Here is a 13,185-nt window from a genome sequence, read left to right as displayed (position 1 = left end):
TAAACCGTATCTTTGCCCTATGACTTTCAAGCAATTAATTCGCAATGCTGTGCTGGTATTCGTATTGAGCATGACATTCATGGCTGTTCCGCAAGCCAGTTCGGCGCAGTGTGCCATGTGTACATTGAACGCAGAAAACAGCACCAAGGAAGGCAATACCCAGGGTAAGGGGTTAAACGACGGAATTCTGTTCCTCTTAGCGATGCCGTTCCTGATTGCCGCTGGTGTCGGCTTCCTTTGGTACAAGAAATTCAGGACTTCCTCGAATCCCAATACCTTGTCGATTGCTAAATCCACGGAAGAATAAAGGATGATTTCAAAAATTCAAGCAGTAGCAGCGAGTAAATGTCCGAAGTGTCGGACAGGCAAGATGTTCACCGGGCCGGTTTATGGATTCCGGAGGCAGAAGATGCACGAATATTGCCCGCACTGTGGGTTCAAGTTCGAAATTGAACCGGGTTACTTCTATGCAGCTATGTATGTGAGCTATGCTTTTTCGGTAGCTCAGGTCTTGACGCTGGCCTTGGTGACCGCGCTGATCACCAAGAGCGAATCGCCATGGTTGTATATCGGTGTGCTGTTTGCGGCGATCGTCATCTTTGCACCGTTCAACCTTCGGTACTCCCGATTGGTCCTGCTGCACTTCCTTTCCCCGAAAGTAACCTTTGATCCCCGGCTTTATGGAGAACGGGAAGAGGAAGCGAAGGTGAAGGGTTAATCGTGCGGAATATACTGCATGATGCTCTCGAACAGGAATGCCTTTTCCGGATGCCGTGCATTGATCTGCTCTTGGATCTTACGGATCACCAGTTCTCTTAATCCTTCGATATCTACCTCTGAATTGACGACCGCCTGTAGGCAATAGGTCTGCCCTTCATGTGGCGAATGCAACATTTTCAATAATTTCAACGTTGAATCAGGGTGTTGCTGCAGAACTTTCTTTGTGTAATCCAGCAATTCAAGGTGTATACTGTCTTCAATAATGAGGGAAACGTTGTATAGGAACATGCTTTTAAAAATGATTGAAGCTGTAAAATTAAGGTTGCAAATTGAACTTTACGCCATTTTTTTATAATATTTGACGAGAGGCTAACAAAATAGTATGAATTTAAGAATATTGTTCTCTGTTTTGAGTTGTTTACTGGTGTTGGTATCGTGTGAGGAGAAACAGAGCAATCAGAAAATTGTGCCCATCGAGGACTTTTTTGTAAAACCAGAAAGGACTTCCTTTAAGCTATCGCCGGACGGCAGCAAGATCGCTTATCTGGGGGAGCATGACCATTGCAAGAATATTTTCATCCTGGACCTCCAAGAGCCGGATTCCTCGAAGCAGCTTACCTATCAGGTTAACCTCAATGTCCAGCATTTCTTTTGGCTGGATGAACAACGGATCATCTTCTCGAATACCCAATCGTCCGCAGATAGTCTGCGACTCTTCCATATTGACATCAAGACAGAAAAACGGCAAGCCCTCTTAAAGCCCGAAAAGGCGAAGTTGCGCTGGGTTGGGCCCATTAAAGCCCATAACGGCAGTCTACTGGTGGGCATGAACTCACGGGATTCCTCACTGTTCGACTTGTACCGTGTTTTCCTGGATGGACGTCCCAAAGAACTGGTCGCGAAGAACCCGGGGAATGTCATGAACTGGATCGGATCACCGGATGGGGTCGTCCGTATCGCCCTGACCAGCGATAGCGTGCAGGAAACCCTGCTGTACCGTCGTACCGAAAGAGATCCATTCAAGGAGGTTATGGTCAATGATTTCGAAACGCTTTTTTATCCCATCGGTTTTGTGAAGGGATCCACGGATCATATTTACGCTTTTTCCAACAGGAACCGCGACCGTATGGCGTTGGTGGAGTTTGATGCTTCAACGGGTCAGGAACTGCGGAATATCCACGAGAATAAGCGGGGGGACCTCAGTATTGAGGGATATTCCCATAACCTGCAGGAAATGGTTTATGTAAGTTCCTTTGCCGATAAATACCAAAAGGAAGTATTCAATGCATCCTACCGGGAAGTGTACCAGGAACTGAAAAAGAAATTCAAAGACTCCGAAATCAGTTTCCTGGATGTGGATAAACAGCAGGAAGGATTTGTCGTGCGAGTGTTCAGCGATATCCATGCAGGGGAGACCTATTATTACAACCGCAGGACGAAAGTGTTGGATCTGCTGAATGAGGAGAATCCGAAATTAAAGAACATTCCATTCAACCCGATGGAGGAAGTGGAATTCCTTTCCCGGGACAACAAGAACATTCACGCCTATATCACCTACCCAAAAGGGCAAAAGAAGAATATACCGGTCGTTGTATTGGTGCATGATGGTCCGAATCGTCGAGCGGAATGGGGTTTCGATCCCGAAGTGCAATTCTTGGCCAATCGGGGATATGCGGTGTTTCAGGTGAACTACCGCGGTTCCATTGGCTATGGCAAAGATTTTTGGTCTGCAGGATTCAAGGAGTGGGGTGGAAAGATTCAGAGTGATATTACCGATGGGGTCGCCTGGTTGATCCATCAGGGGATTGCCGATAAAAACCGGATTGCCATCATGGGAACTGGTTTTGGAGGGTATTCTGCATTGTATGCTGCCGCATTCAACCCATCCCTGTACAAATGCGCCATCTCCTCTTCCGGTTATAGCAATTTATTTACGTATTTTAGGGAAATACCGCCGCACCTGAAGCATTATGTGCAACTGTTCTATCGGATCATTGGCAATCCGGAATCCGAGTCGGAGCTATTCCAGTCGATTTCGCCAATTTTCCATGCAGATAAGGTCCGTATACCGGTGCTGTTCTTTCAGGGCGGACTGGATAAGTACAGTTCCGTAACGGATGCCAACCAATTCGTTGGGAAATTGAAAGGGAATGGTATACCTGTCCGTTATTTCTTCAAGAAGGATGAAGGCAAGCGGTTCAAGAATGAAGAGAATATCGTGGAATACTATATGGAGATCGAGAATTTCCTTGGTGAATACCTGAAATAAAGATTAATGATAAAAAAGGCAAGTAAATACAGGAAGAACATTGGTCTCTTGATAGCCTTTGTGGCCTTTTTGACCGTGCTGTACATCATTTCGGTGTTCTTGGCGCGGAGCATGATGTCGAATTTCGTGGAATCGGAGTTTTCCAACCGGAAGGTAGATGTCTTCGATGCCACCCTTAAACCGTTCAACAGCTTTTTTAACAACGATATCTCGGAAGTATCCAATTATCAGGGTTACCTGGATTCCGTCCATGCCCTGAGCTATTCGGAGAAAATCCTACGGAAGAATCCTTTTGTGGAGGAAGTGGTCTTCTACGATGTCCTCTTTACCAATCAGAATATGGCCGGGCGTGGGGTCCGCTTCCAGAATCTATTGATCTATCCACGTACCATTTCCTCCTTCCGTTTGGATGAGGAGAATAAACTGATCAGGGGGCGTATTTCGGCCTCCGAGAACCGCCCGACATCGGATGATTTCAACAACATGGCCATTAAGATGGTGAATTTCCTGGATGTCCTGGATGATTCCACCTCCCTTACGGAGAACGATATCTATCGGATTTTCTACAATACCGTGCCGGGAAAGATTACCTACCTGAACATCCCGCGTATCAATGCGCTTCGGGCGTACAAGACCCTCATGGAGGATACCACGGCAGCATCCTTGCCGGTGGCCTTTGATCAGGATCTGTTCGTGTACAAGGTGAATCCGCTAAAGATCAAAATCGAGAACAATCAGCCACGGCTGTATGAAAATATCCGTATCAAAGCTATTGCCGATCCGAATGTACTGGAAGAAAAGGCATACCTTTCAACGGATATGCCGTTGCCAGGTGCATTTTCGGAATACAAATTGCAGTTTGATTCATCAGAGAAATTCCTGTTGGGTGAGATCAACCGGCGTTTCTTCCCGGTGGTGCTGGGGGTATCGTTACTATACGTTATTCTGTTATTGATCGTTTACCTGATATACAGAAATATTTCGATCAACAGCAGGCTGTTCCAGTTGCAGTATGATTTCATCAATAACCTGACGCATGAGTTCAAGACTCCGGTGAGTGTGATCAAAATTGCGGGGAATAATATCCGAAGTGCCGAGAAACTGTCCGATCAGGAGCGTGGGATGTACGGCAAGATCTTGGATCAGGAAGCTGATAAATTAAATAATTTGATGAATAAGCTCCTGTCTTTCACGCAGATAGAAAATAGAAGTTTGAAATTCAAGGGCGAGTATGTGGATTTGAACAGTTTTTGCGAGGAAGTATTTGAAGCCAATCGAATAAAATACCCGGATCTGACACTGACATCGAATATCGATGTGGATAGCAAGATGTACACAGATCCAGTATTATTACACTCGGTGTTTCAGAATTTAATTGATAATGCTTATAAATATTCAGAAGTTTCGAGAAAATTTATAGATATTAGTGTGGAGCAATCGAAGAAGAATTTTGTAATGAAATTCAGCGATCAGGGTATTGGTATCAACAAGAACGAGCTGAAGAATATCTTCAAGAAGTTCTACCGCGTCAAGAATCAATTCAATCAAGGCGGTAGTGTTGGACTAGGCTTAGCATTTTGTAAAGAAATTACTGAATTTATGGGCGGGGAGATCAAAGTTCAGAGTATTGAGGGTGAAGGGACGACCTTCACATTGGTTTTTCCGAAATAATTCAAAGATTACTATGAATAAAGATATAACAATTGCAGTAGTAGAGGATGATGATAACCTGAGGTTTCTGGTTAGCCATCGCCTGCAAACGGAGAACTTTCAGGTGATTCAGTCCAGTGATGGTCTAGATGCGGAGAAGGTGATCTTGGAACAGAAACCAGATATCGTATTATTGGATTGGATGTTGCCGGGCAAGGAGGGTATTGAAGTCTGTGAGTCGCTTCGTAAGGGTGGCTTTGAGAACATCATTATCATGATGACGGCGAAATCCCAGGATATCGATAAGATCGATGCCTACAGCTACGGTGTTACGGATTATATCACCAAGCCGTTCAATATGGATGTGCTGGTGGCCATGATCGAGAATAAAGTGCGTTTCTTTGTGCCGAAGACCCAGAATGAGGTCTATTACTTCGGCGATACGGAGCATCACCCGAATGTACATTCCCTGATCCGCGATGGCAAGAAAATCGAGTTGACCATTTTGGAGAACCGGATCCTCTTGCACTTCCTGCAGAACAAAGGCCGTGATATCACGCGTGAAGAGCTGATGGAAGTCGTTTGGGGGTACAGCTCCAATGTGAATACGCGTACATTGGATATGCACGTGGTGCGCCTGCGCAAGAAAATTGAGACAAATCCAGATAAACCACATTACCTACAGACCGTTCGTGGCTTAGGTTACAGATTCATTCAGGAAGATACGGAAGAAGAAGCTGAGTAATTTGTTTTATTAAAATTAATTATTTATCTTCGTCAGAAGAGCAAGACCATGTTGTCCCGTCAGAGGATAGTGTGGTCTTGTCTTTTTTTTTGTTTAATTATTAATAACAGCTAAAGTTAGCGATAGTAAAAAGTTTATATTATGGCAGAAGTAACTTATTACACAGAAGAAGGTTTAACCAAGTTAAAAGAAGAATTGCAGTACCTTAAAACTGAGGGGCGTGCGAACATAGCCAAAGCCATTGCGGAAGCAAGGGACAAGGGTGACCTTTCAGAAAATGCAGAATACGATGCTGCAAAAGAAGCACAGGGTCTTCACGAGGCAAAGATTGCCAAATTGGAAGAGGTATTGGCTTCAGCACGCATTATCGACGAGTCCAACCTGGATACATCCAAGGTATTGGCCTTATCTTTTGTAAAGATCAAGAATAAGAAAACTGGGGCAGTGATGTCCTATCAATTGGTGTCCGAAACGGAGGCTGATTTGAAAGCGGGTAAGATTTCCGTGAAATCGCCGATTGCACAAGGGCTTTTGGGTCTTCAGGTTGGCGATATCGCCAAGGTGGAAGTGCCTGCAGGTCAGATGGAATTGGAAGTTTTAGAGATTTCCCGATAAGATTATAAGGTTATGTGCGGTATGCCATAACCGCCAAAACCTCAATAAACTATTAAAAATCCCTTTTAAAGAAATTTAAAAGGGATTTTTTTATTTCCAATAGTTGCAGAAACTATTATAGATAAGGGTATAATTTAATTCAATTTATATGGCATTGCTAATGTGTGTAAACTCAAATATTTAAAAAGACGTGTGACTATCATTCCATTGATTAAATTGACATCTCTATCTAAAAAAATCTATTTAAGGTAAAAAGATGCAGTTCATTTCGTAGATCACCCTTATTAAACTTCCTCGTGTGTATTTCACAAACCTAAATATAAACTTAACCAAAGAGGTAAATCATCTGTACTCAAAGTTTAGGATTAACAAATAGTTTAAAATTTAATAATATCAGAATCTAATGATTTAATAATAAGTTTGAACAATTTGTTATCAATCTTTTGGTTATAAGCTATATATAATCCATCTTGTTGCTTACTTACCTAATAAAATGAAAAATTTAAACTCATTATGAGGAAAATTAAATATTTAATTGCTGTATTATTTTTATTGCAGCTTTTTTCTTTATCCGCCCAGACAAATATGACTGTAGGGGAGTTTGAATATGACGATATAAAATTCAAGGTAACACGCCATGAAAGTTTTTTTTTAATTCGACCGGTAGAAACAACAAATATCTTATCAAACCCAGAAACTATTGATGGTTATCCTCTTGAGCTGGTGATGGAATTAATAAAGAATGACGGTTCTAGTGATTGGAAGTCTTATGTAAAAGAATTGTCGGATTGGGATTTAGTCGTTGGGCGTGGTGAATATATTATTACACATTTTATATGTAATGGTAATGGGGAAATTTTGCATCTTTCATTTTCAACCGGTAAAAATACAAAGTTTAAAAACACTAGCTTTGGGTTACTCTATAAGAAGATCATGGTTAAGTCCAAATTAAAATTTACAAGTCCAAACAATATGCACAAAAAAATGAATCAAATCCATTTTTCTAGCATCTATGATATTGAATGATTTGTTGTTTTACAAAAATACATAGCGTATCTAACCAATGCTTGTAAAGAAAATTTAAACTCATTATGAGAAAAATTAAATATTTAATCGCTGTATTATTTTTATTGCAGCTTTTTTCTTTATCCGCCCAAACAAATATGACTGTAGGGGAGTTTGAGTATGACGATATAAAATTCATAGTAACAAGCCATGAAAGTTTTTATTTAATTCGACCGGCAGAATCAACAAATATCTTGGCAAACCCAGAAACTATAGATGATTATCCTACTGAGCGGGTGAGGGAATTAATAAAGATTGACGGTTCTACTGATTGGAAGTCTTATGTAAAAGAATTGTCGGATTGGAATCAAGTTGTTGGACGTGGAGAATCTATAATTGCACATTTTAGGTGTAATGGAAATGGAGAAATTTTGAGCCTTGCATTTTCGACTGATAAAAGCACTAAGTTTAGAAACATTAGCATCGGGATGCTCTATAAGATGATCATGGATAAATCCAATTTAAAATTTACAAGTCCAAACGATATGCATAAAAAAATGAATCAAATCAATTTTTCTATCATCTATGATATTGAATGATTTGTTGTTTTTACAAAAATACATAGCGTGTCGATCCAATGTTTGTAGAGAAATTTTAAGCTCATTATGAAAAAAATTAAATATCTAATTGTTGTATTATTTTTATTGCAGCTTTTTTCTTTATCTGCCCAAACTAATATGAAGGTAGGTGAATTTAAATATGAAGAGGTAAAATTCTCAGTAACAAGGCATCATAAATATTTTTCAATTGATGCTGAAGAACAAATAAATTTTTTGATAGAACCGCAAACTATTGATGGTTATCCTATTGAGATGGTGTTAGATTTAATTAAAGTACAAAATTTAAATGATTGGAAACCTTTTGTAAAAGAATTAGCTGATTGGAATCAAGTCGTTGGGCGTGGTGAATATATAATTGCACATTTTAGGTGTAATGCGGATGGACAAATTTTGGGGGTTTCATTTACAACTGGCAAAAATACACAGTTTAGAAACACCAACTTTGGATTGCTTTATAAAAAGATCATGAATGGATTAAAATTTAATATTACAAGTCCAAACAATATGCACAAAAAAATGAATGCGCTCTATTTTTCTAGTATCTACGAAATTATATAATTTGTTCTTTTTACAGAAGGTATATTTTGAGTGGAAAATTTGATTTTTCACTCCTTTGTTATTTAAAATATCTTGGAGTAAAAAGTTTGTCAAAATGAGCTGTTTTTTGGCTGAATTGGGGATTGCTTCTCAAATTCCTATCCATATCTTCCCAAAATTATTATCTTTGTTTCAAACGATTGAACATTAGTTTATGTCTACTATATTCTCAAAGATTGTTGCGGGTGAAATTCCTGCACATAAAGTTGCTGAAAGTAATGATTTCTTAGCGTTTTTAGACGTTAATCCACTAACTGAAGGGCATGTCCTTGTAATTCCCAAAAAAGAAACTGACTATATCTTTGACATCGGCGACGATGAATACATGGGTATGTGGGTTTTTGCGAAGATTGTCGCTCAGGGTATCAAGAAAGCATTCCCGTGCAAGAAAGTTGGTGTTGCGGTAATCGGTCTGGAAGTTGCACATGCACACATTCACCTGATTCCGTTGAACAACGTTCAGGACATGAACTTTAGTAAACCGAAGTTAAGCCTACCTGAGGAAACCATGGTGCAGATTGCCGAGCAAATCAGGGATGCGATTTCAACAATAACAAATCCTTAATCATAGATTCAAACATTTCACGTAAGTTCGAGTTTATATAAGGTAATATAAAATACTATGCAAGAATACTTGTTGTCCTTTCAACAACTGTTAGATGCTGAATATCTTTTAAGTCACGGTGGTTTTTACATCGTATGCCTAATTGTTTTTGCAGAAACCGGATTATTTTTTGGATTCTTTTTGCCGGGGGACTATTTACTGTTCCTGGCGGGTCTTTTCTGTGCCCTGAATAAGATCGATGTGGATATTGTTACACTTTATTTCGGGATTTTGGGGGCCGGTATATTGGGGAACTTTACGGGCTACTGGTTTGGCCATCGAACGGGGCCCATGCTGTTTAAACGAAAGGATACGATACTTTTCAAGCGGAAGTACGTGATCATGGCAGAAGAGTTTTTCCAGAAATATGGGGGTACTGCATTAATTATTGGTCGATTTGTACCCATAATTCGTACATTTGCACCCATCTTTGCAGGTGTAGTGCAACTGAATTTCAGGAAGTTCGTCATCTATAATGTACTGGGAGCACTTCTCTGGGTGTCCCTGTTAACTTTGACAGGCTATTATTTGGGGGTTAAATTCCCATGGATCATCGAATATGTTGAATACATCATCGTAGCACTGATCGTGATAGCTTTCCTACCTATTGTCATTGCCCTGCTGAAGAAATGGTTAAAGAACAGAAAAACGAAAGACGAAATAAACAAACAGTAATTATTTAATGAGTACACAACATCCTTGGCATCAAGTATCTCCTGGTGAGGACTTGCCTAACTCCGTAAATGCCATTATCGAAATTCCTAAAGGTTCGAAAGCGAAATACGAAATCGACAAAGATAGCGGTTTGATCAAACTTGACCGTGTATTGTTCTCCTCGGTAATGTATCCAGCAAACTATGGTTTTATTCCACAGACCTACTGTGACGATAAAGATCCTTTGGATATTTTAGTTTTATGCTCAGTTGATGTTTACCCGATGTGTATGATCGAAGCGAAAGTTGTCGGTGTGATGCACATGATCGACAATGGTGAACAAGACGACAAGATTATTGCCGTTGCGAAGCACGATATGTCTGTAAACTACATCAACGACCTATCGGAATTGCCTCCGCATACCATGAAAGAAATCGTTCGCTTTTTCCAAGATTACAAAGCGCTAGAAGGTAAGAACGTGACCATCGAGAACCTATATGGCCGTACCTATGCGCAGAACATCATCATGGAAAGTGTGGAACTTTATAATAAAGAGATTAGACCAACACTTTAATGAACTTTTCTATTTTATTAGCGCTGTTTATGGTCTTTTCTGCTCCTGCAGGACAGCAGCAGACAAAACACCCATGGCATCAGGTATCCCCGGGTAAGGATGCGCCGCGCACCGTTACGGCTGTTGTGGAAATTCCCCGAGGTTCCCGCGCAAAATATGAAATAGATAAAGCTTCCGGGATGATTAAGCTCGATAGGGTGTTACATTCCTCTATGGTGTACCCTACAAATTATGGGTTTATACCGCAAAGTTACTGTGGAGACCGGGATCCACTGGACATCCTCGTGATCAGTTCAGTGGATCTTGTTCCTGCATCCCTGGTGGATGCAAAAGTGATCGGCGTGATGCGTATGACGGATTCCGGCGATCAGGATGATAAGGTAATCGCCGTGTCGAAGAACGATATGGCCGTGAACCATATCAATGATATTTCGGAGTTACCTCCGCATACCATGAAAGAAATTGTTCAATTCTTTCAAGAATATAAGAATCTTGAAGGAAAAAAAGTTATTATTGAAAATGTAAGCGGTCGCGAGGTCGCACAAAAAATTATATTAGAGAGCTTGGACCTGTATAAGAAAGAATTCGCTAATAAAAACCTAAATCATGGCAATTGATATTTTTTGGACTATCTTTTTAGTGCTGGCAAATGGTTTTTTCGTTGCTGCGGAATTCGCTATTGTTAAAGTTCGGGCCTCCCAGATAGAGCTGCAGGCAAAGTCCGGCAGTAAGGTTGCGCAGATTGCCAAGAGCATCACGGAACACCTGGACGGTTACCTGGCCGCTACCCAATTGGGTATTACCCTAGCCTCCCTGGCCTTGGGTTGGGTCGGTGAAGCCGTTATGACCCAGATCGTGCAACAGATCTTCGGGTTCTTCAATGTTGAACTTACCGGTAAATTGGCAACAAACTTGGGCCATGTCCTGGCCTTTGCCATCATTACCTTTTTACATATTGTTTTCGGTGAATTGGCACCGAAGAGTATCGCTATCCAGAAACCAGTGGCAACGACCATGAAAGTGGCCATTCCATTGCAGTTCTTCTATTACATCTTCCGACCCATCATCTGGTGTCTGAATGGGTTTGCAAACTTCTTGTTGCGCTTGGTCGGTATCCAGGTCAGCGCCCATGAAGCCAGCCATTCATCCGAGGAATTGCAGTACCTCTTGGAAAAAGGGAAGGAAAGCGGTGCCCTGAACAATGCGGAGCACGAGCTGATCAAGAATGTGTTCGATTTTAACGAGCGTATCGTGAAGAATATCATGGTGCCCCGTACCAAGATCGTAGCCGTGGACCAGAACGACTCTGCCGAAGATTTTATCAATACCGTAACGGAAGAAGGATACTCCCGCATTCCGATCTATGATGACAATATCGACCAGATCATTGGGGTTGTCCATACCAAGGATATCCTACCGTTGATCGTGAAAGGTAAAGAAGTGGTGCTGAAGAATATCATGCGGAAGCCATACTTTATCCCGGAAACCAAGAAGATCAATGACCTGATGACGGAGTTCCAATTGAAGCGTATCCAGATCGCATTTGTCCTGGATGAATTCGGTGGAACAGCAGGGATGGTTACATTGGAAGATATCGTGGAGGAATTGGTCGGTGAGATCCAGGATGAGTACGATGAGGAAACACCGGTTGTGGAGCAAATTTCCGAAACGGAGTTCATGGTGGATGCTGGTGCTTCGGTGCACGATGCCAATGGCTACCTGCCACTGGAATTGCCGGAGAGCTCCGACTATGATACCGTAGCAGGTTTGGTGTCACACCTATTCGAGAAGATCCCTGATGTGGGGGATAGCACGGAGGAATTGGGCTATCGCTTCACGGTCATCAAGAAGACCCAACAGAATATTGAGTTTGTTAAACTCGACCTTATCGAAACTGCAAACGACGAGGACGAAGAATAAATCCCCATTGCCGTGCATTTATTTTACACCGCAGACATACAGCCCGATCAATCCCAATATCAACTTTCAGAAGAAGAGAGCAAACATGCCGTTCGTGTACTTCGACTGGGCGTAGGGGACAGGGTTCAATTGATCGATGGTGTCGGTGGATTCTTCGAGTCAGAGATCCAGGATGCACATCCGAAGAGAACGCTTCTTTCCGTCATTTCCTATACACCGGAATTTCAGAAACCTTCCTACCACCTGCATATCGCCGTTGGGCCGACCAAGAACATCGATCGCATCGAGTGGTTCTTGGAGAAGGCAACGGAAATCGGTATCCAGGAAATTACCCCATTGATCAGCGAGCATTCGGAGCGTAAGGACGTAAAGACTGAGCGCCTGAACAAAGTGATCGTTTCGGCCATGAAACAGTCGCTGAAAGCCTATATGCCCGTGCTGAATGAGGCTATAGCCTTTGATCGCTTCTTACAGCATATTGCTGAGCAGGACGGCTTGCAGAAGGCGATTGCACATTGTGAGGAGGATGCGGAGAAGAAATACCTGAACCAGGAGTTCAAGCCCGGCCAGCGATACCTGATCCTGATCGGACCGGAAGGTGACTTTTCCCCCGTAGAAATAGAAAAGGCCATTTCTGCAGGATTTGTTCCGATTTCCCTTGGGGAAGCCAGACTCCGCACAGAAACGGCCGCGCTGTATGCTTGTACAGAAATTGCCCTGTTGAACCGCTAGTTGATCAATACCGCGTCAACAATCTGAATTTCCGCATTTCCTTTTAAAGGTTCTGGATTAAACACCATTTTGCCCTTGATCTTGATGGGCTCGTCCGTATATTTTACTGTCCCACTTTTCATGAAAATCTCCACCATCGGCGGGATACCGTTGGTTCCACAGAATTGACATTGCGTGATCGGAAGTACCGATAGCATGTAGGTGTTGTGGTTCCTGCCACTCTTCAACGGAACCATATAGCCGGGCAATTCCACGAGCTTGTTTTCCAATTTCTTGAGGGGTGGTGGGTAGGAAGGGGTATAGACCTTCTTATTCCCGACAGTTGACACTTTGTACATCATCTTATCGATGGCCTCCCAGGTGCTGTTCATCATAGGCGTATGGTCGGGAATTTGGTTCTCGTTGTAATTCCCGATCTGTGCCTTGGAAAGGTTGATGCCCAATGCCAGGATAAAAAGTGTAAATAATATTTTCTTCATT

The 13,185-nt window shown here is 42.0% G+C and carries 17 protein-coding genes; 15 read left to right on the top strand and 2 right to left on the bottom strand.

Annotated elements, in window-relative coordinates; all coding sequences use genetic code 11:
* Positions 1–19: 19 nt before the first annotated feature.
* Both G6N79_RS16980 and G6N79_RS16975 read left to right on the top strand, forming a co-directional pair.
* Positions 20–307, top strand: coding sequence for a hypothetical protein (locus G6N79_RS16980; RefSeq protein ID WP_103905797.1), 288 nt, complete (start codon positions 20–22; stop codon positions 305–307).
* Between the two features lie 3 nt (positions 308–310).
* Positions 311–718, top strand: coding sequence for a DUF983 domain-containing protein (locus G6N79_RS16975; protein WP_103905796.1), 408 nt, complete (start codon positions 311–313; stop codon positions 716–718).
* On the opposite strand, the gene G6N79_RS16970 is transcribed toward G6N79_RS16975, so the two are convergent.
* A complete protein-coding gene (locus tag G6N79_RS16970; RefSeq protein ID WP_103905795.1) occupies positions 715–1,008 on the bottom strand; it encodes a DUF4286 family protein in 294 nt (97 codons plus the stop codon). The genes G6N79_RS16975 and G6N79_RS16970 overlap by 4 nt on opposite strands.
* A 94-nt stretch (positions 1,009–1,102) precedes the next feature.
* Here G6N79_RS16970 and G6N79_RS16965 point away from each other — a divergent pair, with 94 nt between their 5' ends.
* The 13 genes from G6N79_RS16965 to G6N79_RS16905 all read left to right on the top strand — a co-directional run bounded on the left by G6N79_RS16965 (position 1,103) and on the right by G6N79_RS16905 (position 12,705).
* Positions 1,103–2,989, top strand: coding sequence for a S9 family peptidase (locus G6N79_RS16965; RefSeq protein WP_103905794.1), 1,887 nt, complete (start codon positions 1,103–1,105; stop codon positions 2,987–2,989).
* Between the two features lie 6 nt (positions 2,990–2,995).
* Positions 2,996–4,660, top strand: coding sequence for a sensor histidine kinase (locus G6N79_RS16960; RefSeq protein WP_103905793.1), 1,665 nt, complete (start codon positions 2,996–2,998; stop codon positions 4,658–4,660).
* A gap of 13 nt (positions 4,661–4,673) precedes the next feature.
* Positions 4,674–5,384: a response regulator transcription factor gene (locus tag G6N79_RS16955; protein WP_103905792.1), complete on the top strand. Its 711-nt coding sequence runs from the start codon at positions 4,674–4,676 to the stop codon at positions 5,382–5,384.
* A 141-nt stretch (positions 5,385–5,525) separates the two neighbouring features.
* On the top strand, positions 5,526–5,999 hold the full coding sequence (gene greA / locus G6N79_RS16950) for a transcription elongation factor GreA (RefSeq protein ID WP_103905791.1): 474 nt from the start codon (positions 5,526–5,528) through the stop codon (positions 5,997–5,999).
* Positions 6,000–6,512: 513 nt separating this feature from the next.
* A complete protein-coding gene (locus tag G6N79_RS16945; RefSeq protein WP_146060595.1) occupies positions 6,513–7,025 on the top strand; it encodes a hypothetical protein in 513 nt (170 codons plus the stop codon).
* Positions 7,026–7,090: 65 nt separating this feature from the next.
* Positions 7,091–7,603 carry a hypothetical protein gene (locus G6N79_RS16940; protein ID WP_146060594.1) on the top strand — a complete coding sequence of 171 codons (513 nt, stop codon included), beginning with the start codon at positions 7,091–7,093 and terminating at the stop codon, positions 7,601–7,603.
* A gap of 66 nt (positions 7,604–7,669) precedes the next feature.
* On the top strand, positions 7,670–8,182 hold the full coding sequence (locus tag G6N79_RS16935; protein ID WP_103905788.1) for a hypothetical protein: 513 nt from the start codon (positions 7,670–7,672) through the stop codon (positions 8,180–8,182).
* 193 nt (positions 8,183–8,375) lie between these two features.
* Positions 8,376–8,786: an HIT family protein gene (locus G6N79_RS16930; RefSeq protein ID WP_103905787.1), complete on the top strand. Its 411-nt coding sequence runs from the start codon at positions 8,376–8,378 to the stop codon at positions 8,784–8,786.
* A gap of 57 nt (positions 8,787–8,843) precedes the next feature.
* Positions 8,844–9,500, top strand: coding sequence for a DedA family protein (locus G6N79_RS16925; RefSeq protein ID WP_103905786.1), 657 nt, complete (start codon positions 8,844–8,846; stop codon positions 9,498–9,500).
* Positions 9,501–9,507: 7 nt separating this feature from the next.
* On the top strand, positions 9,508–10,053 hold the full coding sequence (locus tag G6N79_RS16920; protein WP_103905785.1) for an inorganic diphosphatase: 546 nt from the start codon (positions 9,508–9,510) through the stop codon (positions 10,051–10,053).
* 29 nt (positions 10,054–10,082) lie between these two features.
* Positions 10,083–10,670, top strand: a complete 588-nt coding sequence (locus G6N79_RS16915; protein ID WP_103905922.1) for an inorganic diphosphatase — start codon at positions 10,083–10,085, stop codon at positions 10,668–10,670.
* Positions 10,660–11,973: a hemolysin family protein gene (locus G6N79_RS16910; RefSeq protein WP_103905784.1), complete on the top strand. Its 1,314-nt coding sequence runs from the start codon at positions 10,660–10,662 to the stop codon at positions 11,971–11,973. The genes G6N79_RS16915 and G6N79_RS16910 overlap by 11 nt, the downstream gene beginning before the upstream one ends.
* Before the next feature lie 12 nt (positions 11,974–11,985).
* The gene (locus G6N79_RS16905) at positions 11,986–12,705 is read left to right on the top strand and encodes a 16S rRNA (uracil(1498)-N(3))-methyltransferase (protein WP_103905783.1); all 720 of its coding nucleotides are present in this window, start codon (positions 11,986–11,988) and stop codon (positions 12,703–12,705) included.
* Here G6N79_RS16905 and G6N79_RS16900 read toward each other — a convergent pair.
* Positions 12,702–13,184: a hypothetical protein gene (locus G6N79_RS16900; RefSeq protein ID WP_103905782.1), complete on the bottom strand. Its 483-nt coding sequence runs from the start codon at positions 13,182–13,184 to the stop codon at positions 12,702–12,704. The two genes, G6N79_RS16905 and G6N79_RS16900, sit on opposite strands and share 4 nt — an antisense overlap.
* Between the last annotated feature and the right edge of the window lies 1 nt (position 13,185).

The sequence above is a fragment of the Sphingobacterium lactis genome (assembly GCF_011046555.1).
Taxonomy (GTDB): domain Bacteria; phylum Bacteroidota; class Bacteroidia; order Sphingobacteriales; family Sphingobacteriaceae; genus Sphingobacterium; species Sphingobacterium lactis.
This window is presented reverse-complemented; position numbering and strand designations above follow the sequence as displayed.

What these genes read in the sequence shown, in the direction of transcription:
- G6N79_RS16980 (WP_103905797.1), top strand. Translation starts at nt 20, where the DNA reads ATGACTTTCAAGCAATTAATTCGCAATGCTGTGCTGGTATTCGTATTG.
- G6N79_RS16975 (WP_103905796.1), top strand. Translation starts at nt 311, where the DNA reads ATGATTTCAAAAATTCAAGCAGTAGCAGCGAGTAAATGTCCGAAGTGT.
- G6N79_RS16970 (WP_103905795.1), bottom strand. Translation starts at nt 1,008, where the DNA reads ATGTTCCTATACAACGTTTCCCTCATTATTGAAGACAGTATACACCTT.
- G6N79_RS16965 (WP_103905794.1), top strand. Translation starts at nt 1,103, where the DNA reads ATGAATTTAAGAATATTGTTCTCTGTTTTGAGTTGTTTACTGGTGTTG.
- G6N79_RS16960 (WP_103905793.1), top strand. Translation starts at nt 2,996, where the DNA reads ATGATAAAAAAGGCAAGTAAATACAGGAAGAACATTGGTCTCTTGATA.
- G6N79_RS16955 (WP_103905792.1), top strand. Translation starts at nt 4,674, where the DNA reads ATGAATAAAGATATAACAATTGCAGTAGTAGAGGATGATGATAACCTG.
- greA (WP_103905791.1), top strand. Translation starts at nt 5,526, where the DNA reads ATGGCAGAAGTAACTTATTACACAGAAGAAGGTTTAACCAAGTTAAAA.
- G6N79_RS16945 (WP_146060595.1), top strand. Translation starts at nt 6,513, where the DNA reads ATGAGGAAAATTAAATATTTAATTGCTGTATTATTTTTATTGCAGCTT.
- G6N79_RS16940 (WP_146060594.1), top strand. Translation starts at nt 7,091, where the DNA reads ATGAGAAAAATTAAATATTTAATCGCTGTATTATTTTTATTGCAGCTT.
- G6N79_RS16935 (WP_103905788.1), top strand. Translation starts at nt 7,670, where the DNA reads ATGAAAAAAATTAAATATCTAATTGTTGTATTATTTTTATTGCAGCTT.
- G6N79_RS16930 (WP_103905787.1), top strand. Translation starts at nt 8,376, where the DNA reads ATGTCTACTATATTCTCAAAGATTGTTGCGGGTGAAATTCCTGCACAT.
- G6N79_RS16925 (WP_103905786.1), top strand. Translation starts at nt 8,844, where the DNA reads ATGCAAGAATACTTGTTGTCCTTTCAACAACTGTTAGATGCTGAATAT.
- G6N79_RS16920 (WP_103905785.1), top strand. Translation starts at nt 9,508, where the DNA reads ATGAGTACACAACATCCTTGGCATCAAGTATCTCCTGGTGAGGACTTG.
- G6N79_RS16915 (WP_103905922.1), top strand. Translation starts at nt 10,083, where the DNA reads ATGGTCTTTTCTGCTCCTGCAGGACAGCAGCAGACAAAACACCCATGG.
- G6N79_RS16910 (WP_103905784.1), top strand. Translation starts at nt 10,660, where the DNA reads ATGGCAATTGATATTTTTTGGACTATCTTTTTAGTGCTGGCAAATGGT.
- G6N79_RS16900 (WP_103905782.1), bottom strand. Translation starts at nt 13,184, where the DNA reads ATGAAGAAAATATTATTTACACTTTTTATCCTGGCATTGGGCATCAAC.